Source organism: Roseovarius pelagicus, assembly GCF_025639885.1.
GTDB classification, from domain to species: domain Bacteria; phylum Pseudomonadota; class Alphaproteobacteria; order Rhodobacterales; family Rhodobacteraceae; genus Roseovarius; species Roseovarius pelagicus.
Window position 1 is genome coordinate 465,800 of sequence record NZ_CP106738.1, and the last position, 25,193, is coordinate 490,992.

Annotated in this window: 25 protein-coding genes; 6 read left to right on the top strand and 19 right to left on the bottom strand. The window is 59.1% G+C overall.

Annotated features, from left to right (window positions below):
* The first annotated feature begins 65 nt into the window (after positions 1 to 65).
* Positions 66 to 1,211 carry a tRNA 2-thiouridine(34) synthase MnmA gene (mnmA, locus tag N7U68_RS03305; RefSeq protein WP_263048217.1) on the top strand — a complete coding sequence of 382 codons (1,146 nt, stop codon included), beginning with the start codon at positions 66 to 68 and terminating at the stop codon, positions 1,209 to 1,211.
* A gap of 25 nt (positions 1,212 to 1,236) precedes the next feature.
* Here mnmA and lpxB read toward each other — a convergent pair whose 3' ends face one another.
* From lpxB to pyrH, 13 genes are all read right to left on the bottom strand, one after another.
* The gene (gene lpxB / locus N7U68_RS03310; protein ID WP_263048218.1) at positions 1,237 to 2,385 is read right to left on the bottom strand and encodes a lipid-A-disaccharide synthase; all 1,149 of its coding nucleotides are present in this window, start codon (positions 2,383 to 2,385) and stop codon (positions 1,237 to 1,239) included.
* Positions 2,385 to 3,191, bottom strand: coding sequence for an LpxI family protein (locus N7U68_RS03315; RefSeq protein ID WP_263048219.1), 807 nt, complete (start codon positions 3,189 to 3,191; stop codon positions 2,385 to 2,387). Before N7U68_RS03315 ends, lpxB begins: the two co-directional genes overlap by 1 nt.
* Positions 3,192 to 3,200: 9 nt before the next feature.
* Positions 3,201 to 4,004, bottom strand: coding sequence for an acyl-ACP--UDP-N-acetylglucosamine O-acyltransferase (gene lpxA / locus N7U68_RS03320; RefSeq protein WP_165192156.1), 804 nt, complete (start codon positions 4,002 to 4,004; stop codon positions 3,201 to 3,203).
* A gap of 5 nt (positions 4,005 to 4,009) precedes the next feature.
* Positions 4,010 to 4,474, bottom strand: a complete 465-nt coding sequence (gene fabZ, locus N7U68_RS03325) for a 3-hydroxyacyl-ACP dehydratase FabZ (RefSeq protein WP_165192155.1) — start codon at positions 4,472 to 4,474, stop codon at positions 4,010 to 4,012.
* A 128-nt stretch (positions 4,475 to 4,602) separates the two neighbouring features.
* Complete coding sequence (locus tag N7U68_RS03330; protein ID WP_263048220.1) at positions 4,603 to 5,265, bottom strand: OmpH/Skp family outer membrane protein; 663 nt, start codon at positions 5,263 to 5,265, stop codon at positions 4,603 to 4,605.
* Positions 5,266 to 5,267: 2 nt separating this feature from the next.
* Entirely contained in the window at positions 5,268 to 7,595 is a 2,328-nt protein-coding gene (gene bamA, locus N7U68_RS03335) for an outer membrane protein assembly factor BamA (RefSeq protein ID WP_263048221.1), read from the bottom strand.
* Between the two features lie 124 nt (positions 7,596 to 7,719).
* Positions 7,720 to 7,845 carry a hypothetical protein gene (locus N7U68_RS03340; RefSeq protein WP_263048222.1) on the bottom strand — a complete coding sequence of 42 codons (126 nt, stop codon included), beginning with the start codon at positions 7,843 to 7,845 and terminating at the stop codon, positions 7,720 to 7,722.
* A 120-nt stretch (positions 7,846 to 7,965) separates the two neighbouring features.
* Positions 7,966 to 9,318, bottom strand: a complete 1,353-nt coding sequence (gene rseP, locus N7U68_RS03345) for an RIP metalloprotease RseP (protein WP_263048223.1) — start codon at positions 9,316 to 9,318, stop codon at positions 7,966 to 7,968.
* Positions 9,319 to 9,327: 9 nt separating this feature from the next.
* On the bottom strand, positions 9,328 to 10,503 hold the full coding sequence (gene dxr / locus N7U68_RS03350) for a 1-deoxy-D-xylulose-5-phosphate reductoisomerase (RefSeq protein ID WP_263048224.1): 1,176 nt from the start codon (positions 10,501 to 10,503) through the stop codon (positions 9,328 to 9,330).
* On the bottom strand, positions 10,500 to 11,288 hold the full coding sequence (locus N7U68_RS03355) for a phosphatidate cytidylyltransferase (protein ID WP_165192150.1): 789 nt from the start codon (positions 11,286 to 11,288) through the stop codon (positions 10,500 to 10,502). The genes dxr and N7U68_RS03355 overlap by 4 nt, the downstream gene beginning before the upstream one ends.
* A gap of 10 nt (positions 11,289 to 11,298) precedes the next feature.
* Positions 11,299 to 12,042, bottom strand: coding sequence for an undecaprenyl pyrophosphate synthase (gene uppS / locus N7U68_RS03360; protein WP_165192149.1), 744 nt, complete (start codon positions 12,040 to 12,042; stop codon positions 11,299 to 11,301).
* The gene (frr, locus tag N7U68_RS03365; protein WP_165192148.1) at positions 12,042 to 12,605 is read right to left on the bottom strand and encodes a ribosome recycling factor; all 564 of its coding nucleotides are present in this window, start codon (positions 12,603 to 12,605) and stop codon (positions 12,042 to 12,044) included. The genes uppS and frr overlap by 1 nt, the downstream gene beginning before the upstream one ends.
* Before the next feature lie 51 nt (positions 12,606 to 12,656).
* Positions 12,657 to 13,388 carry a UMP kinase gene (gene pyrH / locus N7U68_RS03370; RefSeq protein WP_165192147.1) on the bottom strand — a complete coding sequence of 244 codons (732 nt, stop codon included), beginning with the start codon at positions 13,386 to 13,388 and terminating at the stop codon, positions 12,657 to 12,659.
* A 141-nt stretch (positions 13,389 to 13,529) separates the two neighbouring features.
* Between pyrH and miaA the strand changes: the two genes are divergently transcribed.
* Both miaA and N7U68_RS03380 read left to right on the top strand, forming a co-directional pair.
* Positions 13,530 to 14,405 (top strand): tRNA (adenosine(37)-N6)-dimethylallyltransferase MiaA, encoded by an 876-nt coding sequence (gene miaA / locus N7U68_RS03375; protein WP_263048225.1) that lies wholly within the window; start codon positions 13,530 to 13,532, stop codon positions 14,403 to 14,405.
* Between the two features lie 125 nt (positions 14,406 to 14,530).
* Positions 14,531 to 15,328, top strand: coding sequence for a helix-turn-helix transcriptional regulator (locus N7U68_RS03380; protein ID WP_165192145.1), 798 nt, complete (start codon positions 14,531 to 14,533; stop codon positions 15,326 to 15,328).
* 48 nt (positions 15,329 to 15,376) lie between these two features.
* Here the strand turns inward: N7U68_RS03380 and N7U68_RS03385 are convergent, their stop codons facing one another.
* The gene (locus N7U68_RS03385; RefSeq protein WP_165197565.1) at positions 15,377 to 15,970 is read right to left on the bottom strand and encodes a lytic transglycosylase domain-containing protein; all 594 of its coding nucleotides are present in this window, start codon (positions 15,968 to 15,970) and stop codon (positions 15,377 to 15,379) included.
* 192 nt (positions 15,971 to 16,162) lie between these two features.
* Between N7U68_RS03385 and N7U68_RS03390 the strand changes: the two genes are divergently transcribed.
* The 3 genes from N7U68_RS03390 to typA all read left to right on the top strand — a co-directional run bounded on the left by N7U68_RS03390 (position 16,163) and on the right by typA (position 19,557).
* Positions 16,163 to 16,669, top strand: coding sequence for a single-stranded DNA-binding protein (locus N7U68_RS03390; protein ID WP_308446162.1), 507 nt, complete (start codon positions 16,163 to 16,165; stop codon positions 16,667 to 16,669).
* A 47-nt stretch (positions 16,670 to 16,716) separates the two neighbouring features.
* Complete coding sequence (locus N7U68_RS03395) at positions 16,717 to 17,610, top strand: GNAT family N-acetyltransferase (protein WP_263048226.1); 894 nt, start codon at positions 16,717 to 16,719, stop codon at positions 17,608 to 17,610.
* Between the two features lie 126 nt (positions 17,611 to 17,736).
* Positions 17,737 to 19,557 carry a translational GTPase TypA gene (gene typA / locus N7U68_RS03400; RefSeq protein WP_165192142.1) on the top strand — a complete coding sequence of 607 codons (1,821 nt, stop codon included), beginning with the start codon at positions 17,737 to 17,739 and terminating at the stop codon, positions 19,555 to 19,557.
* Between the two features lie 97 nt (positions 19,558 to 19,654).
* On the opposite strand, the gene N7U68_RS03405 is transcribed toward typA, so the two are convergent.
* From N7U68_RS03405 to recA, 5 genes are all read right to left on the bottom strand, one after another.
* Complete coding sequence (locus tag N7U68_RS03405) at positions 19,655 to 19,972, bottom strand: hypothetical protein (RefSeq protein WP_263048227.1); 318 nt, start codon at positions 19,970 to 19,972, stop codon at positions 19,655 to 19,657.
* A gap of 216 nt (positions 19,973 to 20,188) precedes the next feature.
* On the bottom strand, positions 20,189 to 20,458 hold the full coding sequence (locus N7U68_RS03410; protein WP_165192140.1) for a hypothetical protein: 270 nt from the start codon (positions 20,456 to 20,458) through the stop codon (positions 20,189 to 20,191).
* A gap of 352 nt (positions 20,459 to 20,810) precedes the next feature.
* On the bottom strand, positions 20,811 to 21,098 hold the full coding sequence (locus tag N7U68_RS03415) for a DUF1330 domain-containing protein (protein WP_165192139.1): 288 nt from the start codon (positions 21,096 to 21,098) through the stop codon (positions 20,811 to 20,813).
* Positions 21,099 to 21,101: 3 nt separating this feature from the next.
* Positions 21,102 to 23,765 (bottom strand): alanine--tRNA ligase, encoded by a 2,664-nt coding sequence (gene alaS / locus N7U68_RS03420; protein ID WP_263048228.1) that lies wholly within the window; start codon positions 23,763 to 23,765, stop codon positions 21,102 to 21,104.
* Between the two features lie 190 nt (positions 23,766 to 23,955).
* Positions 23,956 to 25,032, bottom strand: coding sequence for a recombinase RecA (gene recA / locus N7U68_RS03425; protein ID WP_165192137.1), 1,077 nt, complete (start codon positions 25,030 to 25,032; stop codon positions 23,956 to 23,958).
* Positions 25,033 to 25,193 lie beyond the last annotated feature (161 nt).

The following is a 25,193-nucleotide window of genomic DNA, read 5'->3' on the forward strand; positions in this document are numbered from 1 at the left end:
TTTTGCGTTTTCGCGCGGCAGCACTTATGTGGCAGACTGAAACGCCCATTCGCCGGAGACATCCAATGGCCCTCGACCGCCCCCATCCGATCAATTCGCTCGGTTTTGCAAAACCGCCCGCGGAAACCCGCGTCGTTGTTGCAATGTCCGGCGGCGTCGATAGTTCGGTCGTGGCCGCACAACTGGCAGAAGAAGGCTATGACGTGGTCGGCGTGACCTTGCAGCTATACGATCATGGCGCTGCTCTGGCCAAAAAGGGGGCGTGCTGCGCTGGTATCGACATTCACGATGCGCGTCGCGTCGCAGAGGAAATGGGTTTCCCGCACTACGTTCTAGACTATGAAAATATCTTTAAGGACACGGTGATCGACGAGTTTGCCGACAGCTACCTTGCCGGGGCGACTCCGGTGCCCTGTATCCGCTGCAATGAGCGGGTCAAGTTCAAGGACCTGTTGGAAACAGCAAAGGATCTGGACGCCGATTGCATGGCGACCGGGCATTATATCCAGCGCAAGGTGGGGCCAACCGGGCCAGAATTGCACAGTGCCGCCGATGCGGCCCGCGATCAATCCTACTTCCTGTTCTCGACGACGCCGGAGCAACTGGATTTCCTGCGCTTTCCGCTGGGCCACCTGCCGTCCAAGGCGGCCACGCGCGCGTTGGCTGCGAAATATGGCCTTAGCGTCGCGGATAAACCCGACAGTCAGGACATCTGCTTTGTTCCCAACGGCAACTATGCATCGGTGATCGAAAAGCTGCGCCCAGGAGCAGCCGAACCGGGTGAGATACACCATGCTGACGGGCGCGTGCTGGGCACGCATGACGGGGTCATTCATTATACCGTGGGGCAGCGCCGGGGTCTTGGCATCGGCGGATTGGAAGAGCCGCTATATGTGGTCAAGCTGGACGTGGATGCGCGCGTGGTCATCGTCGGACCAAAGGACATGCTCGCCACGCGTACGGTGCCGGTGCGCGAAATTAACTGGCTGGGAGACGAGCCATTGACCGCCCGCGCCGAATGGCACGTCGCCGTCAGGGTCCGGTCGACCCGCCCGCCGCGCGACGCGGTGATCCGCCCGCTGCCCGATGGCACCGCCGAGGTCGAGCTGCTGACGGCTGAGGAAGGCGTATCACCGGGTCAGGCTTGTGTGTTTTATGATACGGGAAGCAGTCGCATTCTGGGCGGTGGCTGGATCTGGCGCGGGAACTGAACCCGCCTCGAAGCAAACGCTGCATTCACAGCCGCGCCAGAACCGCGCGCGCAGCGCGCAGGCCCGGGGCCTCTCCGCCCTGCCCCAGACGCTGCATCGTCAGACGCATCGCGGCCAGTTGAGCATTGGGGTGATTCAGCACATCCAGCAATGCCGCCGCGATTTTTTCCGGTGTGCAATCGGCCCCATTGCATTCCGGCACATCACGGGTTTCGCTGACCAGATTGACCAAGGTTGCCGTATCGATCAATAGCATACGTTTGACGATCGCTCGGGTCAGCCAATTGGCATCATAAGCCATAACCATTGGTGTCTCTGCTGCGGCCAATTCTAACGAAACGGTGCCAGAGGCCGCCAAAGCGCAGGATGCGGTGGCAAATGCGGCGGTCTTGTCGTGGGCGTATTCTTGCGCACTACGCCCGCCGGGTCCCAGGATCAATGGGGCCTGAGGCCAGTCCGCCGTAACCTGCCGCACCAAATCAGTGACATTGCCGGTCGTCGGCACCACCAGTCGCAAACCGGGATGTGCCGTCAGAACCGATACCAACGCGCGACCGAATATCGGGCCAAGCCGGGCCACTTCGCCCCGACGCGACCCCGGCAGAACCAGCAACAGCGGCGCATCCCCCAGACCGTATGTGGCGCGAAACGCCGCCTGCTGGGCTGCGTCTGCCACCGGCTCTGTCACCACCGGATGACCAACGAAATCGCACGCCATGCCAGCCGCCTCCATGAAGGGCGGCTCGAATGGCAGCAGGGCCAGAACATGGTCGATCACGCGCGCCATCTTATCCGCCCGTTTGGGACGCCATGCCCAGACCGAAGGGGCAACATAATGCACAGTTCGGATATCGCTCCGGGCCTTGACGATATGCGCAACGCGCAGGCAAAAATCCGGGCTGTCGATGGTGATCAGCACATCAGGCTGCGCGTCCAGTACCGCCGCCGCCGTTTGCGCGATCCGGCGTTTAAGGTGGCGGTACTTTGGCAGAACCTCGACCAACCCCATAACGCTCAACTCGTCCATAGGGAAAAGACTGTGCAGCCCTTCGGCCTGCATCAACGGCCCGCCAACACCGGCGAATTCAACATCCGTCAGCGTCTTGAGCCCCGTCATCAGCGCAGCCCCCAGCCGGTCGCCCGATGCCTCGCCCGCGACGACAAAGACCTTCATCACACCGACCGTGAAATCAAGAAGATGCCGCGTTCTTCAACAGCCGATTTTACCCGATCCGCACCCAGAACCAATACCTGCCCTTCAGCGATCACCAGCCCGGCCAAACCAGCGTCAGCAACCGCCTCAATCGTCTGCGCACCGATCGCAGGCATGTCTACGCGCAGATCCTGCCCGCGTTTGGGCGCCTTGACATAGACCCCGCGCTGGCCGCGTTTCAACGCCTCGGGCGTGGTGCCGATGTATCGCAGAATCGCATCCGTGCCCTGAATCGTTTCGATCCCCAGACACAAGCCCCCCGCCACGGCGCATCCCTGCCCCAGATCAAGCGGCGCGAGACCATCGAGGATATCAAACCCGCGCGTGATGTCAGCCTCTTCGGCGGTGGTTGGTGCCGGCCCCAGATGCAGGCCCGCAGACACAGCCAGATCAGGCAACAATTCGTGTGCGCCAACGACCTCGAACCCTTCGGCCTCGAATATCCCGATGATGTGGCGCAGCAGCGCGTCGTCGCCCTTGACCACCGCCTGCATCAGCCCCGGCGCGATCCGCATCATCGTTGCATCAAAGAGCGCCGGATCCAGCGGCGGACGTGCCAGATGCCCGGCAAAGACCATACGCGTGACGCCTGCCGTCCGCATCGCGTCGAAAATCGTGCCGAATTTCTCCAGCTGAAAACTCTGCGCCGTGCCGACCAATTCGCTGGGAATGCCGTTCAGCGTGATCTGCATCGCATCCGGATAGGCCGCGGCCAGTTGCACGGGCAACGCCCCGCCGCAGGCCAAGATCGCCAGACGTCCCGCCATGCGCGCGCCTCAGCCCTGTCCCGGCGTCAGGAACGACCGATCGCTGGCACCGGTCACGAAATTTACGATGTTGCGCACGTATTCACTTTCGGTTTCCTCACCCAAACGGCGGGCGCGATCCTGAAACGCGCCTTCGCCCTGTGCGAGCATCTGAAATGCGGCCCGCAGCGCGGTGATATCGGCGCGCGCAACGCCACGCCGTTTCAGCCCGACGAGGTTTAGACCATCCAACTCGCCGCGCGGCGCCTGCACCAGACCGTAGGGGATGACGTCATTGGTGACCATCGTCACCGCGCCAATGATTGCGCCCTGCCCGATGCGCACGAACTGGTGTACACCGGACAAACCACCAACCAGAACGTCATCCTCGATGATGCAATGCCCGGCGATCGCGGCGTTATTCACGATGATCACCCGATCCCCGATGATCGCATCATGCGCCACATGACAGCCCGCCATCAGCAGGCAATCGGCACCGATTTTTGTCAGGCTGCCGCCTCCTGCCGTTCCGGTGTTGATCGTCACATGCTCGCGGATGCGGGTCCGCGGGCCAATCTCCAGCTGGGTACTCTCGCCTTTGAATTTCTGGTCCTGCGGAATCTCGCCAACACAGGCAAAGGAAAAGATGGTGCAGCCTTCACCGATGATCGTGTCGCCCGTGAGGACGACATGAGATTTGACAACGCAATTGTCGCCAAGCCGAACCTGAGACCCGATCAGACAGAATGGCCCGATGACGCAACCGGCACCAATCTGCGCGCCGGGTTCGACAATCGCGCTGGCGTGGATCTGCGTTTCAACATCGGTGTTCATGTTCGTCATTCCCCGGAGAGGTCCATCATCGCGGTGAACTGTGCTTCACAGGCCATTTCACCGTCGACTTGGGCGACGCCACCGAATTTCCAGACTTTCGCGCCCGGCTTGCCACGCAACGTGGTCAGCGTCATTTCCAGCGTATCGCCGGGTACGACCATGCGGCGGAATTTGCAGGCCTCGATGGCCATGAAATAAACCAGCATATTGCGATCTGCCATATCCAGCGCGGTGCCGACCATGACGGCAGCGGTCTGCGCCATCGCCTCGACGATGGTGACGCCGGGCATGATGGGCTTGCCGGGGAAATGTCCCTGAAAATGCGGTTCATTCATGGTGACGTTCTTGATCCCGACGGCGGTGGAATACCCGTCGATATCACGCACCTTGTCGACTAACAGAAACGGGTAACGATGCGGAATGATACGCTGGATCAAGTGGATATCGGCGCTTTTGAGCGGCTCGGTCATTTTAGTCCTTTCGCGCGGGCACTCGTCCCCTTTTCACTACCAACTCGGTAAGCCGTGAGCAAGCAACCTCAATCCAAGGCGCGGCTGACCGCCACCCGTTGCATCGGTCTTGGTCGGTTCACAACACGCTAATCCTGAGATGTACCCGGCTCTGTCGACTCGGGTTGCGCCGTTTCAGGATCTAGTTGATCTGGCGTGACATCCGGGGAGGCATCTGGCGTGCCGTCCTCCGGTGGGGGGCCATCCACAGGACGGGTACCGTCACCAATCGCCACATCCACACGGGAAATCGCCAGATCGGTGATATCGATCACGTCGGCACGCAGCAACACCTGCCGGTGATCAAGGATGACGATGCCACCCGTATCACGCATGATCTGCACCAGAACCGGCTCTGCCAAGCGCATCAGTTGTAGCGGTGCAACCTCGCGCCGCCGCTCCAGATCCAGTGCCTCGCGTTCATTGTCCTGCCGAATGCCACGCACTTTTGCGTCAAAGGCGTCGGCCAGATCGCGAAAGGCAGCGGGCGTCATCGTGGGACGCTTTTCGGTCAGGGCCTGCTCTTCCGCGCGCAAATCCGCCTCGATCCGGCGATTGCTGGCAATCAACCGCTCGCGCTCTGCCTGGTAGTCGCGCGTGATCCGCTGTCCGGCTTTCGATCTGTTGAACAGCCCCTCGATGTCGAGGACAAGGATCTGGCTCTGGACCGTCCCCAAATCCTGCGCCAGAACCAGTCCGGGTGCGGCGCAGACCAGCGCGACCATCAGCGCAAGTCGACGCCAGATCCGCATGATCAGAATTCCGACTGGATCGTCAGGTCGAACTGCTGTTCCTTGTCTGACGCTTCTTTTTGCAACGCATGGCTGAAGTTGAAACGCAGCGGACCAAAGGGTGACTGCCAGATCACAGCAACCCCGACAACGTGACGTGGTTTGAAGCCTTGCGACGAGATCGGCGTGCCGCCTGCGACGTTGTTCACATCCCAGATCGCGCCCATGTCATAGAACGCCCCGGCCGTGATCCCGTACTCATCGGGCAGGCCCAGCGGGAATTCTGCATCCAGCTTCAATGCTGCATAAAAATTACCGCCCAGCTGCTCGCCCGATTGGACCGGACCGATACCGTTCGGTTCGAACCCGCGCATGATCTGCCCCGAGAAACGATCCACGGCGCGGCTGTTCTGGCCGCTGCTAAAGTGCAAGGCACCGCCTTCCAGTGTTGCACGCAGCGTCACTTCTTCGTTCAGGACCTTTGTCTGTGCAATGGCGCGGGCAGAACTCTTGATATATTCAGAGTCGCCACCCAGCCCGTAAAAATCCTGACCAAAGGACAGCAATACGCCCGCATTCGGGTTCAGGCCGGTCCGGCGCGTGTCGTAAGTGTAGTTATAACCAACACCACTGGAGAAGAGCCCACCGACGGCCGATTCTGCGGTCAGAACCGCACTTGCACCAGTGTAGTTGTCCATTTCCTTGTAACCGGCACTATAGGACAGGCTCAGACGCCCGTTTTCACTGACCGGGAAGGTCAAACTGGGGCGGAAATTACCGATTGTCGTGTCGTATAGAGCGTAATCACCGTCGGTCTCCAACAGGCTGAAACTCAGGCCAAAAGCCACGTCCCGCCCAAGGAAGGCAGGCTCGACGAAATCAATGTTGTAGTTGATGTTGTCTGCCGCCGCCGCAACCGAAGCGGACAGGCGTTGGCCACGCCCAAGGAAATTCCGCTCGGAGAATCCGACCTGCACGCCGATACCGCCGCTGGTGGAATAGGACGCACCGAAGGACAATGTGCCTGTCGATTTTTCCTCGACATCCACATCAACCACAACCTGATCGGGCCGAGACCCCTCGCGTGCATCCACATCAGCAGAGGTAAAGAAATCCAACGCGCGGATACGTTCAGCTGTTTCGCGGATTTCGCGCGGATTAAAGGGATCGCCCTCGACCGTATCAAACTGGCGGCGGATTACGCGGTCCAGCGTCGTGGTGTTGCCCTCGATATCAATGCGCTCAACAAAGATGCGCGGGCCACGCAGAATCACAAACTCGACATCCAGCGTCAGGTCGCGGTCATTGCGGCTGATGCGCGGTTCTACGCGCAAGAAGTCGTGTCCTTGGCGAATGCCCAACCGCTCCATCCGGGCGATCGAGTTTTCGACCAGCGAAGGTGAATAGACCACTCCGGGTTTGATTTTCAGCGCGGCCTGATATTCTTCGGCCTCGACGCCGTTGATCTCACTGATCGTGGTAATCTGGCCGAACCGGAACTGCTGACCTTCTTGTACGTTGAAGGTCACGAAATACGTATCGCGCTCGCGCGCCAGTTCAGCGTTTACCCCAGTCACTCGGAAATCGACATAGCCGCGTGCGGCGTAGAAATCGGCCAACACCTGCTTATCAAATTCGATACGATCCTCGACAAAGGTATCGCGGTTCACCAGCGCCCGGAAAATCCCGGTCTGCTTGGATTGCAGGACACGGCGCAGACGACGATCCGAATAGGCGCGGTTGCCAACTATGGAAATGCGCTGCACCTCAATCTTGCGGCCTTCGAAAATTTCGAACACCAGATCGACGCGGTTATCACTGCGTCGGATCACACGAGGGGTGACACGGGCAGCCGACCGCCCTGTTTCGGCGTAAGCTTCGATGATGGTGGCTGCGTCACGCTCTGCTTTGGCCGGGTTGAACACCTGCCTTGGGGCACTTTCGATGAAGCCGATCAGGTCCTCATCCTTGATCTTCTTGTTGCCCTCAAAGTTGATCTTGGAAATCGTCGGATATTCCTTGACCCGGATCTCCAGAGTGCTGCCACGGGGATTGATCACGACTTCTTCGAAAAGCCCGCTTGCCAGAATGCGTTGATAGGCATCGTTCAACTCACCTGCGCTGACACTTTGGCCACGGGCGATTCCCGCATAGGTCAGGATCGTTCCCGCCTCGATACGTTGATTGCCCTCAATCGAAACCGAACTGAACCGATAACTCTGCGCGGAAGCGGGGGATGCGATTACGGAAAAGCTAAATGAAAACAAGCAGATCAGCAATAAGGCCGACAGTGTCCGCGTAAGTGCGGAAATCGCCTTGCGCCCACGGCGCAGGTCATTCGTACATTTCATTGCTCAAACCCAGTCAGACATCCCAGTGTGATTGTCAGTAACGGGTCTCTGGGACCTTGTCAAAACGCCAATGATGCGCCGCTCGGCCCTGTTGTCCGAAGGGCGCAGTCTTGCGTCCGGTCACTTAGACTGAGGTGATATAAGATGCCAGAAAAAGCGACGCGACGATTACACCAAGAGACAACATACGATCCCGGTTCACATCGAACATCACGCTAAGCCCACGATACCCGCCAATAAGCGTTTGCATTTGCTTTTCCTTACGATTCTCACGTTCATCAGGAACTATGGCCGGGCATTGTGGCACAAAGCAGCATGCAAATATGGCAAGATTAAGGCGACGCGCCCCGCCGCCCCCACGATCTGTCCATCAGGGACAGAACAGATCTTGTGTCAACGCAAAGACCATCAGACCCAGAACCAATGTCAGTCCTGCTGTCATAAGAATGCGCAACGCGCGATCACTTGGCGGGCGTCCGGTCACGGCCTCGAACGCGTAAAACGCCAGATGCCCACCATCCAGTACCGGGATCGGAAACAGGTTCAGCAGACCAACGGCGGTCGACAGGACCGCAATAAACCAAATAAAGCTTTCTGTGCCTTGGCTGGCCATTGCGCCGGATACCTGTGCGATTCCGAGGGGGCCTGACATGTTACAGCTGCTAATTGCACCCGTGATCATGTAGTAAAGCCCCGAAAGCGAGCTTTCGATGACTGTTGCTGTCTGTACCGCGCCGCCAGCGACTGCCTCAATTGGTCCCAGCCGCTCGGTTCCCGGCTCAAACGACCAGCCGCCCGCGATACCGATCCGCCACGAGGTTTTAAAACCACCTTCTGACTGGATTTCATCCACCGCGCGCGGCTTCAGTGCAAACTCCAACATCTCTCCGGCACGCCATACATCCAGCCGCAGAACGCGGCCATTCGACCCCTCGACCATCTGTTTCAGTTGGTCGAAGGACGCGATTGCCTTGCCGTCTATGGCGGTAATGACGTCGCCCGGCTTCATGTCGATGGAATAGGCCGCCGATTGTGGCGCGAGTTGATCAACGATGGGCGGCAACGGGTGCGGGCCAATGGCGCTTTGTTTGGTGCCATCGCGCAAAACGCCATACTCCACCAGCGCCGTATGCGGCAGCGCATCGCTAAACGTCTCGAAGGCGTCCGGTGCCTCGGCATCTGGCATCGTCACCCCTGCCACCGAGAGCAACTGATCCCCCGGACGCAGGGTAACGCCGGTCACCGGCATCGGTTTGAGGGTCCCAATGGTGATCGGATCGGTCGGTTTGCCTTGGGTCATCATGATCGCGGCAAAGACGAGGATCGACAGTGCAAAATTGAACACAGGACCCGCCGCCACCGTGGCCGTGCGCGCCCAGAGTGGCGCACCGTGCATTGTCTGCCGCAAACGAGCGGGATCGGTTTGGGCCGCTTCGATCGCGTCTTCGTCCTTGCCACTGGCGGCATTCGAATCCCCCAGAAACTTGACATATCCTCCAAAGGGCAGCGCCGCCAATTGCCAACGCGTGCCGTGCCGATCCATCCGCGAGAACAAGACCGGGCCGAACCCGAGACTGAACACCTCGGCCTTGATGCCGGACCAGCGCCCGACGATGTAATGGCCGTATTCATGGATCGCGACGATCACCGACAGGGCGACAACAAAGGCGATAAACGTCATAAAAGCGCCGCCAAACTGCGGTATCATCGTGGAAATATCCAAAACCCTGTCCTAACCGGCCCTGCGGCCTGCCTGCGTGTCTATGTGTTGCCGTGTAAGGTGGTCCACCGCCCGAACTCTTTCAAGCGTGATTTCGGATGTCGTAATGTCCGGGTGCCCGGCCAGCCCGTCCAGCGCGTCCTTCACCAAGTCTGCCATCGCCATAAAACCCACATCGCCAGCGATAAAGTGGTCAAGCGCGCGCTCTTTGGCGGCATTGAAAACTGCCCCTGTCAGACCACCCGCATCCATCACCTGCCACGCGAGCGGCAGTGCAGGATAGCGCGCAGGATCGGGGGCCGTGAAATCCAACCGACCAATCGTTGGCAGATCAATCGCTTCGACTGGCAGTGCGCGCCGTTCGGGCCAGTTAAGCGCATAGCCGATGGCATGGCGCATATCGGGCGGGCCGACATGGGCCATCAGGCCCCCGTCGCAAAACCCAACCAGCGCGTGAACGATGGATTGCGGGTGAACCACCACTTCGATCTGATCAGGTGAAAATCCAAAAAACTCTTTGGCTTCTATAACTTCCAATGCCTTGTTGAACATAGAGGCACTGTCGATTGTGATGCGCTGACCCATCTCCCAATTGGGATGGGCCGATGCCTGCGCAACAGTAGCCGTTTGCATCTGCGCCAGTGGCCAATCTCGAAAAGCACCGCCCGACGCAGTGATGATCACCCTGCGCGCAGCGGTGATGTCCTCGCCCATCAGGGCCTGAAAAATCGCGGAATGCTCGCTGTCGACAGGCAGGATGCGCGCACCCGTGGCCCGTGCCTGCGCCATCATCAGTGGTCCGGCCGTCACCAGCGATTCCTTGTTGGCCAATGCCAGTGTACCGCCGTTTTCCAGCGCCGCCAGCCCCGGTGCCAACCCCGCCACACCGACGATGGCGGACATGGTCCAGTCCGCGGGGCGCTGTGCAGCGTCGATCAGCGCCGCTTCGCCTGCGGCCGCCTCGACCCGACTACCTGCAAGTGCCGCGCGCAAGGGCGCCAAAAGGTCATCATGTGCCGTCACGGCCAGTGCTGCGCCGAACTCTCTGGCGTCTGCCGCCAGTTGAGCGATATTGCGCCCGCCGGTCAGAGCAACCACCTGATAATGGCCCTTTGGCGCGCGTCGGATCAGGTCGAGCGTGTTCTGCCCGATAGATCCCGTCGCCCCAAGTATCGTTACACGCCTCATGCCAGCCCCGGCATCAGGCTCAACCCCCAGAGCAGACTGGCCGCCAGTGCAGCGCCAAGCATTGCATCGAACCGATCCAGCACCCCGCCATGGCCGGGGATGAGGTTCGAACTGTCCTTGACGCCCGCATGTCGTTTGATCGCACTTTCCCAGATGTCGCCCATCTGCCCGGCAAACGCGATCAGAACCGAGATCGGGGCGAGCAGGACGCCTGCCCCGGTCACTGCACCGAAGATAAACCCGACCAGTGCCGCGGCCACCCAACCGCCAATGGTGCCGGACCATGTTTTCTTAGGGCTGATACGCGGCCAGAACTTGCGACCGCCCAACGTCTTGCCAACAAAATATCCCGCCACGTCAGAAGCGATGACAACGCAGATCACCCATAGAATCCACGCCAGCCCGGCCACTTCGCGCAGCATCACCATGGCATGGCACGCCAATAAAATCGCTGCGGCAAAGCAGGCATAGCGGACCCAGTCGCGCGGCAACTGGCCCGCGCCGACAATCGCCGCGCCGATCAACAGCGGCAGCACCAGCATCCCCGGCAATAACCATGCCAGCACCAGCGCCCCGCCCGAGACCAGCGCCAGACGTACTGGCGCGCCGCGCGCGTCGGGGGCCAGCATACGCACCAGTTCCCAGATCATCAGCGCGCCAATGACCCACACCCCGACAGCAAAGACATAACCGCCTAGCCACAGCGCCACAGCGCCGATCGCCAGCATCACCACGGCCGAAATCACCCGCGGTCCCAGATCGCTCCAGCGCGCCGTGTTGCTCATGCCCGATGGCTCATAGCGTTACAGCACCGAAACGGCGCTCTCGTTTGCCGTAACTTCCGACAAGCTTGGTGAATACGTCACGGGTGAAATCCGGCCATAACGTGTCGATAAATTCATATTCCGCATAGGCAGATTGCCAGAGCAAGAAGTTGGAAATCCTTGCCTCCCCGCTGGTGCGGATCACCAGATCGGGGTCGGGTAACACGTGCGTGTCCAGATACCGCGTCAGCGTGGTTTCGGTCACGTCCTGCGGTGACAACTCACCCGACGCCACATCCTCGGCCAGCCGCTTGATCGCACGGCTTACCTCGTCGCGACTGCCATAATTCAGCGCGATCGTCAGGTGCACGCGGTCGTTGGCCTGCGTCATCTGTTCCAATTCGTCCATCAACGATATCAGCTTGTTATCCAGCCGCACCCGATCACCAATAAACCGCACGCGCACGCCCTCGTCACACAGCGCGCGCGCCTCTTTGGTGATGTAGCGCCGAAACAGGCTCATCAGACCGGCAACCTCGGTCTGGGTACGCTTCCAGTTCTCAGTCGAGAAAGCGAAAACCGTCAGGTATTTAACGCCCAGATCAGGGCAAGCCTCGACAATCTCACGCACCCGTTTGGCGCCGGCATGATGCCCAAAGAGCCGGGGGCGTCCGCGCGATTGTGCCCAGCGACCATTACCATCCATGATGACGGCGACGTGTCGGGGCCCACATTGCGTGCCCTGCTCTTGTTTTTCCTGGGCTCCATCGGGCATCAGACTTGCATGATCTCCGCTTGTTTTGTCTCCAACTGCTTGTCCACCTGAACAATGAGCTTGTCGGTCAGATCCTGCACTTCGGTCTCCCAGAACTTCTGGTCGTCCTCGGACATGCCATCGCCTTTGGCTTTCTTGATCTGGTCCATGCCGTCGCGACGAATGTTGCGGATCGCAACGCGCGCGTGCTCGGCGTATTGCGAGGCCACCTTGGTCAACTCGCGGCGGCGTTCTTCGTTCAGCTCGGGAATGGGCAGCATGATGATCGTGCCATTCATCTGCGGGTTGATACCCAGCCCGCTCTCGCGGATGGCCTTCTCTACCTTGTTCACCAGCCCCTTGTCCCACACGTTGATTGTGACCATGCGCGGCTCTGGTACGTTGACGGTACCCACCTGATTTATTGGTGTCTGCGCACCGTAAGCGTCCACCATCACCGGCTCCAGCATCGCCGCAGAAGCACGGCCCGTGCGCAGCGATGCGAACTCGGTCCGTAGTGACGCAATCGCGCCCTCCATCCGACGTTCCAGATCAGCGGTGTCTATTTCGATATCCTCGGCCATTTTACTCTTTCCCTTCGCGGTCTGTTGCGCGCGTATGTGTCAACCCTAGCGTCAGCTATGCACTGTTGTATAGGTGCCTTCCCCGGCCAGAATACCCTTGAAGCCGCCGGGTTCATCCAGACTGAAAACGATGATCGGCAGATTGTTGTCGCGCGCCAGCGCAATGGCGCTGGCGTCCATGACTTTCAGATGTTTGGCCAGCACGTCATCATATGTGATCCGCTCAAACCGCACGGCGTCATCATTGGTCACCGGATCTTTGTCGTAAACGCCGTCGACCTTGGTTCCCTTCAGAATCGCCTGACAAGCCATTTCATTGGCACGCAGCGTCGCGGCAGTGTCGGTGGTGAAATATGGGTTTCCCGTCCCCGCGGCAAAAATGCAAACACGCTTTTTCTCTAGGTGACGCACAGCGCGGCGGCGGATATAGGGCTCTGCCACCTCGTCCATGCGAATGGCCGAAATGACCCGGCAGAACACACCCAGCTTTTCCAGCGCGCTTTGCATTGCCAGTGCGTTCATCACCGTCGCCAGCATTCCCATGTAATCGGCAGTGGTACGCTCCATCCCCTGCGCGCTGCCCGAAAGGCCGCGAAAGATGTTGCCACCGCCAATGACCATGCAGATCTCGACCCCCATATCATGCACGTTCTGCACTTCGCGTGCGATCCTCTCGACCGTGGGCGGGTGCAGACCATAGGCGGTGTCCCCCATCAGCGCCTCCCCCGAAATCTTCAGCATTACGCGTTTGAAGGTTGTTTTGGGGGTATCGCCATCGGTCATATGCCGCGCTCCATGTTGGGTCCCGTATCGTCGCGCGCAAAATGTCCCAAACATCGTCTGAGTTCAATGCAATAAACCTTGCAAATGCGGAAACTGACGCCGCCGCTCGCATCGCTGCACGCTTTGCGGTATGCGGATGCCATGAAATGGCAAGGCTCCCTATCACCCGAACAGCCCGTGTTGATCGCCGGACCAACGGCATCGGGTAAATCCGCGTTGGCGCTGGACATCGCCGAACGCCAGGGCGGCGTGATCGTGAATGCCGATGCGTTGCAGGTCTTTGACAACTGGTGCGTGCTCTCGGCGCGGCCGGATGACGCCGAAATGTCGCGGGCACCGCATCGCCTGTATGGGCATATTCCTTATGATGCAGAATATTCCGTCGGACATTGGCTGCGCGAGGTCAGACCGTTGCTGTCTGGGCCAGATCGTCCAATCATCGTCGGGGGCACCGGGCTCTACTTTTCAGCGCTCACCGAGGGGTTGGCCGAGATACCTACCATCCCTGCCACCGTGCGCGCCGAGGCCGATGCGCTGCGTCAGCGCGGCGCGTTGCAGCAAATGATAGACAGTTTGGATGGCGCTACGCGGATGCGGATCGACACCCGCAATCCGATGCGTGTGCAACGCGCGTGGGAGGTGCAACAGGCCACCGGGCGCGGATTGGCCGACTGGCAGGATGCGACACCGCCGCCATTGCTGCCGCGTGCCATCACTCAGGCCATCGTTTTGGACGCACCAAAAGAATGGCTGACACCACGCATTGAGGGCCGCTTTGCGCAGATGATCGCAAACGGCGCTCTTGACGAAGCGCGCGCGAATATGGATCACTGGGACCCTGCGCGCCTCTCGTCAAAGGCGATTGGCGCACCTGAGTTGATTGCCTATCTGCGCGGTGAAATGACACTTGGCGCCGCCGTTCAAGACGCCGTGGTTGCGACCCGCCAGTTTGCCAAACGGCAACGCACGTGGTTTCGAGCGCGCATGAAGGACTGGCATTGGCAGACCTGTGGATGAAATGTGGATAACTCCTCATCCGCCGAAACATTTCTCTATTCGGACTATTTATGGCTGACATCAGGGATATTCTGTGCGAATAATTGACCAATCGCAACAAAACCCCGTCAGGCGACACATCCCGGATGAGCAGCACGCCACAGATCCTCTCTTTAGCGCAATGGATGCACGGTGCTCCATGGCGGTTGGCGCTTCAGCACGCACTACAACGTCACGCGTTGGTTTGGGTTACGCGCGGACAGGCTCGCGTTACGGTTGATGGTATCCGGCGCGGAGTCGGTGTGCATAATGCACTGGCTATCCCGGCGGGCACGCTCTTTTCGCTGGAACTGGGGCCACAATGTTTTGGCCTCGTGTGTCTTATCCCCCCCGGTGGTCCGACACTGATGCCCGATCGTCCACAGCATCTGCGCATCCGCGAAGTGCACACCCAGATGGAACTGACGGCGCTGCTTGACGCCATGCAACGCGAATCAAACCATCCACGCGATTTCTCGGATGAGGCCCTTGGGGCGCATGCCCAGTTGATGACAGTCTGGCTGCGGCGCGCCATGATCGCACATGAGGCCCCCGACCGGCCGAATGCGGCACATCGTCTGGTGGCGGCCTATGCTGCGATGGTGGCGCGCGACTATCAGTCCCCCATGCTGATGGCAGATTATGCACGCGATCTGGGGGTAACCCCGACACATCTGACGCGGTCCTGTCGGCAATGTTGCGGACTGACTGCGGCTGAAATTCTGACGCAGCGCAGCCTGCACGCGGCGCGCGTCATGCTGGAAGACGGTGGCGATTCGATTCGTCACGTCGCGGTACAGCTGGGATTTCGCAGTGCTGCGTATTTCTCACGCTTTATCCTGCATCACACGGGGCAGACGCCTTCGGCTTTGCGCAAAAGCGCGGCCACCAAAAAAGCCGCGTAGCGGGTCGTGAGCCGCGCCACATCCAGATACGTTAGAATTGTAGTGTAACTAGCTGCCCCAAATTACTTTTACGTAATTTTTAGTTTCCTTGTAGGGTGGCACATCGCCGTATTTTTTGACCGCTGCGGGACCCGCGTTATAGGCCGCTAACGCCAGCCGCCATGATCCAAATTCACGATATTGCTGCGCCAGATATCGTGCGCCGCCCTCAAGGTTCTGCTTGGGATCATGGGGATCGACCCGCAACACGGAGGCCGTGCCCGGCATCAGCTGTGCAAGACCGATCGCGCCCTTGTGTGACAGAGCGGTGGGTTTCCAGTTTGATTCCTGCTGGATCAGCCGCAAAAACAGGTCCTCTGGCACAGAGTGACGTCGCGCAGCTGCCTTGGCCAACTTCAAATACTGGCCCCGATACCGTCCGTCATAAGCCTTGCCAATGCCATCGCCCCATTTGGTAGGGGTATTGATTTTCTTAGGCTGTAGACGAACGGACGCTTTGTATTGATTGGCCGCGCGATTATCCAAGACACTGGTTTGCGACTTGAATTGCTTTACACGGCTCTTGGTCGACAGAATATCAGCCTGAGCAGCCGTCGCTGTGGTCAGGCAAATCGCCAACGCGGCGGAAATGACTTTATTCATGCCCCAAAACAGTCCCTGTCCCCGAATGAGGGCATCATACTGATTCCGGCAACAATTTCCAGCGTCAGCCGATACAATCGGCAGCATCCCGCGTGGTTCAGCGCATTTTACGCCAATTTTAACCTTCCCTTCATGCGCTTGCGATGGTGTAAACGCGCAAACATATGCATTCAGACGCTCAGGGAGACGATCATGGCTGGCTCGGTAAATAAGGTAATCCTCATCGGTAATCTGGGCCGTGACCCCGAGGTTCGGACATTCCAGAACGGCGGCAAGGTGTGCAATCTACGCATTGCCACCTCCGAGACGTGGAAAGACCGCAACACCGGCGAGCGCAAGGAACGGACCGAGTGGCATTCGGTCGCGATCTTTCAGGAGGGGCTGGTGCGCATTGCAGAACAGTATCTACGCAAAGGGTCCAAGGTTTACATTGAGGGCCAGTTGCAAACCCGCAAATGGCAGGATCAGTCCGGTCAGGACCGCTATTCGACCGAGGTTGTCCTGCAAGGGTTTGGCGGGACATTGACCATGCTCGACGGACGCGGCGAAGGCGGCGGCGGCAACTACAGCGGCGGACAGGGCGGTGACTATGGCGGCGGCAGTCAGGGCGGTGGTGATTATGGCGGTGGCGGCCCTTCGGGTGGCCAAGGCAATCAGGGCGGCCCGTCGCGTGATTTTGACGACGAGATCCCGTTCTGATCCGGCTTTAACGGCATTTTAGGATATTTGCCCGCACCTGATGGGTCATGCAGATTGTCCTGAACTCCCCCGATCAGTCGCCCGCTTTGCCGGGCGGCGCCATCCAGCAGCACCCAAATTATGCGGCCGCACTTGGCCGCATGGGGCTGGATATGCGCGCGGCCGAATTCTACTGTGATGGCAGATACTTGGGGCGGTCACAGTTTGCCCTGCGGCGTTTTGGTCCGCTCCGGGTTGCATGGATGCCGCGCGGCCCGGTCTGGAGACAGGACACGCCGCCGCCGGACCAAGACCTGCAAAATCGCATGATGGCAGGCCTGCGTCGGGCGGTTCGCCTTCGCGCTCTCTGGGCCATTAGCAATGACTGCGCCAACCATGCGCCGGGGTTGCGCGCAGCCGGCCCCAGACAGGTTGCCGAACTTTCGCTGACGACCGACAGCATCGCCCGCCGCGCCGCGATGCATGGCAAATGGCGCAATAGATTGCGCCGCGCCGAGCGTAACGGTCTTCGCATCACCTCGCGGGTTCTGTCTCTGCCCCGCGATACGGCCTTGTTGCAGCGCGAGTTGGATCAACGCCGCGCCAGTCACTATGCGGCCCTGCCCCCGGCCTTTACCGTCGCGTGGGTGCAGGCACAGCCTCAGGCCACTAGGCTGTTCGCGGTACATGAGGGCACAGACGTTATCGCCTATATCCTGCTGTTGCTACACGCGCCTCAGGCCACCTATCATATCGGCTGGAGCGGGTCGCGTGGCCGCACCCTGTGCGCTCACAACCTCGCTGTCTGGCATGCAACCGAATGGCTGGCGGCGCGCGGATATGCGCGACTCGATCTGGGGTTGATCGATCCTGTCCGCACCCCAAGTCTTGATCGATTCAAGCTGGGTTGCGGCGCGCGCGCGCGTTCTATAGGAGCAACCACAGTTACCGCGCGATTATAAAGTTACCGCGCGATTATAAATCGCTTGTTGTCGCTGCGACGCGGTCCCCCCTATTCGCTGCTTTGCCTCTGGCCTTTCAGTCAAAGCGCGTATAGGGCGCGACAAAACATCTGAGGAACGCCCGAAATGGACCTTCGCAATATTGCGATTATCGCCCACGTTGACCATGGCAAAACGACACTGGTGGACGAGCTGCTAAAACAATCCGGCGCCTTTCGCCAGAATCAGGCCGTGGACGAACGCGCCATGGACAGCAACGATCTGGAACGAGAGCGCGGCATTACGATCTTTGCCAAGCCCACTTCGGTGGTGTGGAAAGGCACGCGGATCAACATCGTCGACACCCCCGGCCACGCCGATTTCGGCGGCGAAGTGGAACGTATCCTGAGCATGGTCGATGGCGTCGTCCTGTTGGTGGATGCCGCCGAAGGCCCAATGCCACAGACCAAGTTCGTGACCTCCAAGGCACTGGCCCTCGGCCTGCGCCCCATTGTGGTGCTGAACAAGGTCGACAAGCCAGATGCAGAACCTGACCGTGCGCTGGATGAATGTTTTGATCTCTTCGCCAATCTTGATGCTGACGATGATCAACTGGATTTCCCACATATGTACGCTTCGGGTCGCTCCGGCTGGGCTGACCACGAACTGAATGGTCCGCGCAAGGATCTCAGCGCGCTGTTCGATCTGGTGGTTAATCACGTTCCCGCCCCCAAGCAGATCAAGCATCAGAATGATGATTTCCGCATGCTGGCCACCACGCTGGGCGCTGACCCTTTTGTGGGGCGCCTGCTGACCGGCCGGGTCGAAAGCGGGCATATCCGCGTGGGTGCCACCGTGCAGGCGCTCAGCCGCGTCGGCCAAAAGATTGAGCAATTCCGCGTGACCCGGATTCAGGCGTTTCGCGGTCTGGCAAGTCAGGACATCGAAGAGGCACAGGCCGGCGATATCGTCAGCCTCGCCGGCATGTCCAAGGCGACCGTCGCCGATACGATCTGCGCCTTGGCCGTCGATACACCGCTGGCGGCGCAACCGATTGACCCGCCAACCATTACCGTGACCTTCGGCATCAACGACAGCCCGCTGGCTGGCCGTGACGGCAAAAAGGTACAAAGCCGCGTTATCCGCGACCGACTGATGAAAGAAGCCGAATCGAACGTCGCGATCAAGATCAGCGACACGCCGGGCGGCGATGCTTTCGAGGTTGCAGGTCGCGGTGAATTGCAGATGGGTGTCTTGATCGAGAATATGCGCCGTGAGGGATTCGAGTTGAGCATCTCGCGCCCGCAGGTCGTCATGCGTGACGGGGACGACGGCCAACGTCTGGAACCCATTGAAGAAGTCACCATCGACGTTGACGATGAATATTCCGGCGCTGTGATCGAGAAACTGACCGGCGCACGCAAGGGTGATCTGACCGAGATGAAACCTGCTGGCGCAGGCAAGACACGGATCATCGCCCGTGTGCCCTCGCGCGGTCTGATCGGCTATCACGGTGAGTTTCTGACCGATACACGCGGCACCGGCGTGCTGAACCGGGTGTTCCACGGCTGGGCCCCGCACAAAGGCGCCATTCCGGGCCGTCGCGCAGGGGTTCTAATCTCGATGGAGAACGGTGAATCGGTGGCCTTTGCCCTGTGGAACCTCGAGGATCGTGGCAAGATGTTCATCGGTCCACAGGCCAAGATCTATACCGGCATGATTATCGGCGAACATAGCCGCGAAAATGATCTGGAAGTGAACCCGCTCAAGGGTAAGAAGCTGACCAACGTGCGGGCCAGTGGCACGGATGAGGCTGTACGCCTGACCACGCCCGTCACGATGAGCCTTGAACAGGCCATCGCCTATATCGACGATGATGAACTGGTCGAAGTAACGCCAAACGCGATCCGTCTGCGTAAACGTTATCTGGACCCGCATGAACGCAAGCGGATGGCCAAGACCATCTGATCAGTCCTTTCAGACATCGCCAGAACTGCCAGAACCCGCTGCATGTGAATGCGGCGGGTTTTAATTTGGATCACTGGATTTGGCCCGCAGGCCGCCCCTACTTCTTGGTCTTGCAGCCCACTTGACGCATGACGATATGCTCGGCCTCGACCAATGTCTTGTCCTCGCGATAAACTGCGGGGTATTCGACCAGATAGACAAGGTTCCCTTGGCGTAGGTATTTTTGCTCGGCCTTTTTGACCAGAACCTTTTTCACATCGTATTTCGCCGGGATTGTGACCTCTTTATAGCAGGCCAGAATCTTGGCGTTCGGATCCAGTTTGGTCGTGCTGCTGCCTGCCTGTGCCATAGACACGGCTGCTATCAACGCCAGACAAAATGCCAGCGCCGACGCGGTTAGATTGTGTTTGGACATGTGCATACTGCTCTCCTTCATGTCTCATAGACCTGTAGGATTGCAGCGCATTACGGCGTAAGTTGGAAATCGCTGTGGTGGTTAAGAGGCCGTTCATCAGATCGTGTTTCATCAGAACACGTGACGAAAATGACGTCACCTGAGATCGCTCAGCCCCATCCCCAAACGTTGAGATGCGCAGAGCAGTCTGCGCATCTCAAATCGGTTCAGGCCAGCTTATTTGCAGACGGCCTTGCGCAGAACGTAATGACCTTCGGTCTTTACATAGCGCTTTTCCATGTAGATCGGAGGATAGTGCATTTCGACCATTTGACCGTTCATGTGCTCCCACTTCATCTTTGCGGGATACTCGAGGTATTTCTTGGTCGCATATGTGGCCGGAATCCAGACCTTGTCATAGCAGGCCACTTTCTGGCCTTCCCAAGCCAGCGCAGGAGTTGCAGTGGCAGCCATGGCGACAATCGCCCCCATAATAATTGTCTTCATATTTCTTCTCCATGTTAAATTAACAGGAAGATGTTACCGAAGGTCAAAGCATTGTCACGACAGGAAAAGACTGGTGATGACCGTGAAACAGCCGGGGAACCGGAAAATTTTACTAAAAACGGCGAAACTGTGGCCATCGCGCAATAGTTTTGACCTGAACGCCCTAAGTTATTGATTTTTCACTGTCCCGACAGACGAAACAATAGACCAAAATAGCTCAACAGCAGACATTCCGCGAAACAATCAAACCCGTCGACCGATTCGTTTTTGGACTTCAATAGACAGAATTTCTGTCAGCGGCACGGCGCTCAACTGAATGCGACACAGGCAAAAAACCGCGCGGAATAACGAATCATTCGGTGGTTTCAACCACCAGTAATTCGCGCTCTGACGCATCACGCGCATGACTTAACGCTTCTTGGTATTCCGGCGAATGATAGCAGGCTTCCGCAGCCTCCAAGCTGGGAAACCGCGCGACCACATTACGGGGCCGGTCCTTGCCCTCCAGCTGGACGTAACGCCCTGCACGGGCGATAAAATGCCCCCCGTGCTTGGCAATCGCCGGGCCCGCGAGGGCCGCGTATTTGCCATAGGATTCTTCGTCGGTGACGGTCACATGGGCAATCCATAGTGCAGGCATGATCTATCCTTTCAACAGTGTTCTGACCGTCTCGATCGCGGCCTCTGCATTGGTGACATCGCGCCCGCCGCCGCGGGCCATGTCGGGTCGGCCACCGCCGCCCTTGCCGCCCAGTTGGACCACCGCCAGCTTCACGATGTCCTCGGCTGACACTCGGCTGGTCAGATCGTCGGTCACGCCCGCCGCCACAGCCGCCTTGCCGTCGGTATCGGCGATCAGCAACACCACGCCGCTGCCTATCCGCGCTTTGTGCTCGTCCAACAGCGCGGGCAGATCCTTGCCCGACACACCGCTCAGCACTTGCGCCACGAAGCGTACGCCGCCGATTTCCTCGACCGCAGCGCCACCGCCCTGCCCGGCCCCACCTGCCATCGCCAGTTCGCGCCGCAACTGCGCGACTTCGTTGCCCAACGCCTTGCGTTCATCCATCAAGCCGCGCACCCGATCCAGCACATCGCCCGGTTGTGCCTTCAACTCCAGCGCCAATGCCGCGACGCGGTGATCCTGTTCGCTGAGATACCGGAACGCATCCGCCCCCGTCAGCGCCTCGATCCGGCGCACGCCCGCGCTAGACGCGGAATCGCCCAACGTGACGAAAACGCCAATATCACCGGTACGCTGCACATGAGTTCCACCGCACAGTTCGATCGAATAAGTCGCGCCATCGGCCCCCTTGCCAGAGCCCGCATGTGTGCCCATCGACACCACGCGCACCTCATCACCGTATTTTTCGCCAAAGAGCGCCTGCGCGCCCAACGCGCGCGCGTCATCCGGGGTCATAATCCGCGTCTCGACCGTGTCATTTTGCCGAATATAAGCGTTCACATCGTCCTCAATCTGCTTCAACTCCTCAAGGCTCAGCGCCTTGGTATGGCTGAAATCGAACCGCAGACGATCCTCTGCATTCAGGCTGCCGCGCTGTGCCACATGGGGACCGAGTGCCGCGCGCAGCGCCTCGTGCAGCAGATGCGTTGCCGAATGGTTCGCCCGGATACGGCTACGGCGGAGGTGATCCACCTCCAACTGTGCGGCATCTCCCTTGGTCAGCGTGCCTTCGGTGACTTTGGCAAAATGGATGAACACGCCCGCCACTTTGCGGGTATCGGTAATCTCGGCACGCGCGCCATCGGTGCGCACGACGCCCGTATCGCCCACCTGCCCGCCAGACTCGGCGTAGAACGGTGTTTGATTGAGGACGATCTGTACGTCCTCCCCGGTTTTGGCCTCGGTGACCACTGCGCCGTCGCGTACCAATGCGCGGATTTGGCCTTCGGCCATCTCGGTGTCATATCCCAGAAAATCGGTCACACCCTCGGCTTCTGCGATGTCGAACCAGATACTGGCATCCGCCGCTTCACCCGAGCCGGACCATGCCGCGCGGGCCTTGGCCTTTTGTTCGGCCATCGCCGCGTCGAAGCCACCAGTGTCAACGCCCAATCCCTTTTCGCGCAGCGCGTCCTGCGTCAGGTCCAGCGGAAAGCCATAGGTGTCATAAAGCTTGAATGCCGTCTCGCCGGGCAGCTCTCCGCCTTCGGACAAATCGGCAACCGCATCGTCCAACATGCTCAGCCCACGTTCTAGCGTTTGCTTGAACCGGGTTTCTTCTTGCTTCAGCGTCTCTTCGATCAGCGACTGTGCGCGGCCCAGTTCGGGAAATGCCTGCCCCATCTGCGTCACCAGAGCGGGTACCAACCGGTACATCACCGGATCCTTGGCCCCCAGAAGGTGTGCGTGGCGCATAGCACGCCGCATGATCCGGCGCAGCACGTAACCGCGCCCCTCGTTGGATGGCATCACGCCATCCGCCATCAGGAACGAGGTAGATCGCAAGTGATCCGCAATCACTCGATGATGCACATTGCCCGGCCCGTCAGGATCGTGGTTGGTGACATGCGCGCTGGCCTCGATCAGCGCGCGCATCAGATCGGTATCGTAGTTGTCGTGCTTGCCTTGCAGCAGGGCCCCAATCCGTTCCAATCCCATGCCGGTGTCAATGGACTGCATGTCCAGATCACGTTGGCTGCCATCCTCGAACCGCTCGTTTTGCATGAAAACAAGGTTCCAAATTTCGATGAAACGGTCGCCATCCTCTTCAGCGCTGCCCGGAGGGCCACCCCAGATCTCTGGCCCGTGATCATAGAACACCTCGGTGCAGGGACCACAGGGGCCAGTGGCGCCCATCGACCAGAAATTATCGTCCGTAGCGATGCGGATGATCCGGTCGTCCGGCAGACCGGCGTATTTCTTCCAGATATCCGCTGCCTCGTCATCGGTATGGTAAACCGTGACCAGCAGCTTGGATTTATCCAGCCCGAACTCTTTGGTCAGCAAATCCCAAGCGTAAGGGATCGCCTGTTCCTTGAAATAATCGCCAAAGCTGAAGTTCCCCAACATCTCAAAGAACGTGTGATGCCGGGCGGTATAGCCCACGTTATCCAGATCGTTGTGCTTGCCACCGGCCCGTACGCATTTCTGGCTGGTGGTGGCCCGGGTATAATCGCGATGCTCGACGCCGGTAAACAGGTTCTTGAACTGTACCATGCCCGAGTTCGTAAACATCAACGTCGGGTCATTGCGTGGCACCAGCGGAGAGCTGTCGACGATCGCATGATCGTTGCTTTCAAAGAAGTTCAGAAAGGTCGATCGGATTTCATTCAACGTCGGCATGGGTCATCTCTTTCCGGGCTTTGGGTTTTCGTGATTTATCTGCCCCTGCCCGCCCTGTCCACCGCAAGAAAAGGCGCGCACCCCGTCCAAGCGAAAAGCCCGACCGCGCGGAGCGGACGGACCTTTGTCATTCTCTATCTGTCAGGTGGCGCACAAGCTGAACGCAAACTCGTCACCCAGCCAGATCGGCTTATGCCTCCAGAATATCACCATCGTCGCCAGAGCCTTCTGGCATGTCGAAATCTAGACCATGCGCAGCCCGGATTTTATCCTCGATCTGCAGCGCGATGCGGCTGTTTTCTTTCAAAAAGGTCTTGGCATTCTCGCGCCCTTGACCGATCCGTTCGTCACCATAGCTGAACCAGCTACCGGATTTTTCCACCACACCGGCCTTGACCCCAAGGTCGAGCAGTTCACCCATCTTGCTGATTCCTTCGCCATACATGATGTCGAACTCCACCTGTTTGAAGGGCGGCGCGACCTTGTTCTTGACCACCTTGACGCGGGTGGCGTTGCCCACCACCTCGTCGCGGTCTTTCAGCGCACCGATGCGCCGGATATCCAACCGGACAGAGCTATAGAACTTCAGCGCATTGCCGCCGGTCGTCGTCTCGGGGCTACCGAACATGACGCCAATCTTCATGCGAATCTGGTTGATGAACACCACCGTACATTTGGTGCGACTGATCGAGCCGGTCAGCTTGCGCATGGCCTGGCTCATCAGTCGCGCATGTACGCCCACGCTGCTGTCGCCCATGTCGCCTTCCAATTCGGATTTGGGCGTCAGTGCCGCGACAGAGTCGACCACGACCATGCTGACGGCCCCAGACCGAACCAACGTATCCACGATCTCCAGCGCCTGTTCTCCCGTGTCGGGCTGGCTGATCAGCAACTCGTCCAGATCCACGCCCAGCTTGCGCGCATATTGCGGATCCAGAGCATGCTCTGCATCGACAAAAGCGCAAACGCCGCCCTTTTTCTGTTCTTCGGCAACGCAATGCAGCGTCAGTGTCGTCTTGCCAGAGCTTTCAGGGCCGTAGATTTCGACAACGCGGCCCTTGGGCAGACCGCCAATCCCCAGTGCAATATCCAATCCGAGCGATCCGGTCGATGTCGCCTCGATATCCTGGATGGCATTTTCGCCGCCCAGCTTCATGATCGATCCCTTGCCGAACTGGCGTTCTATCTGCGCCAATGCGCTATCCAGAGCCTTTTGCTTGTCTGCGCTTTTCTTGCTGTCCATGCTGAGTAAATCTGCCGTTGCCATATCTCGTTCCCATCCTTATTCCACACCCTTGCGCGGGCGGCAATCGCTGCGTTCGTTCACCTCTTGTTCCACACTACATGCAGACAAAACGAGAACATTTCAAGAAAATTGTTCACATCTCCACTTTTTCCCAATTGGGTTAAAGAGTAGTTTACGCGCAC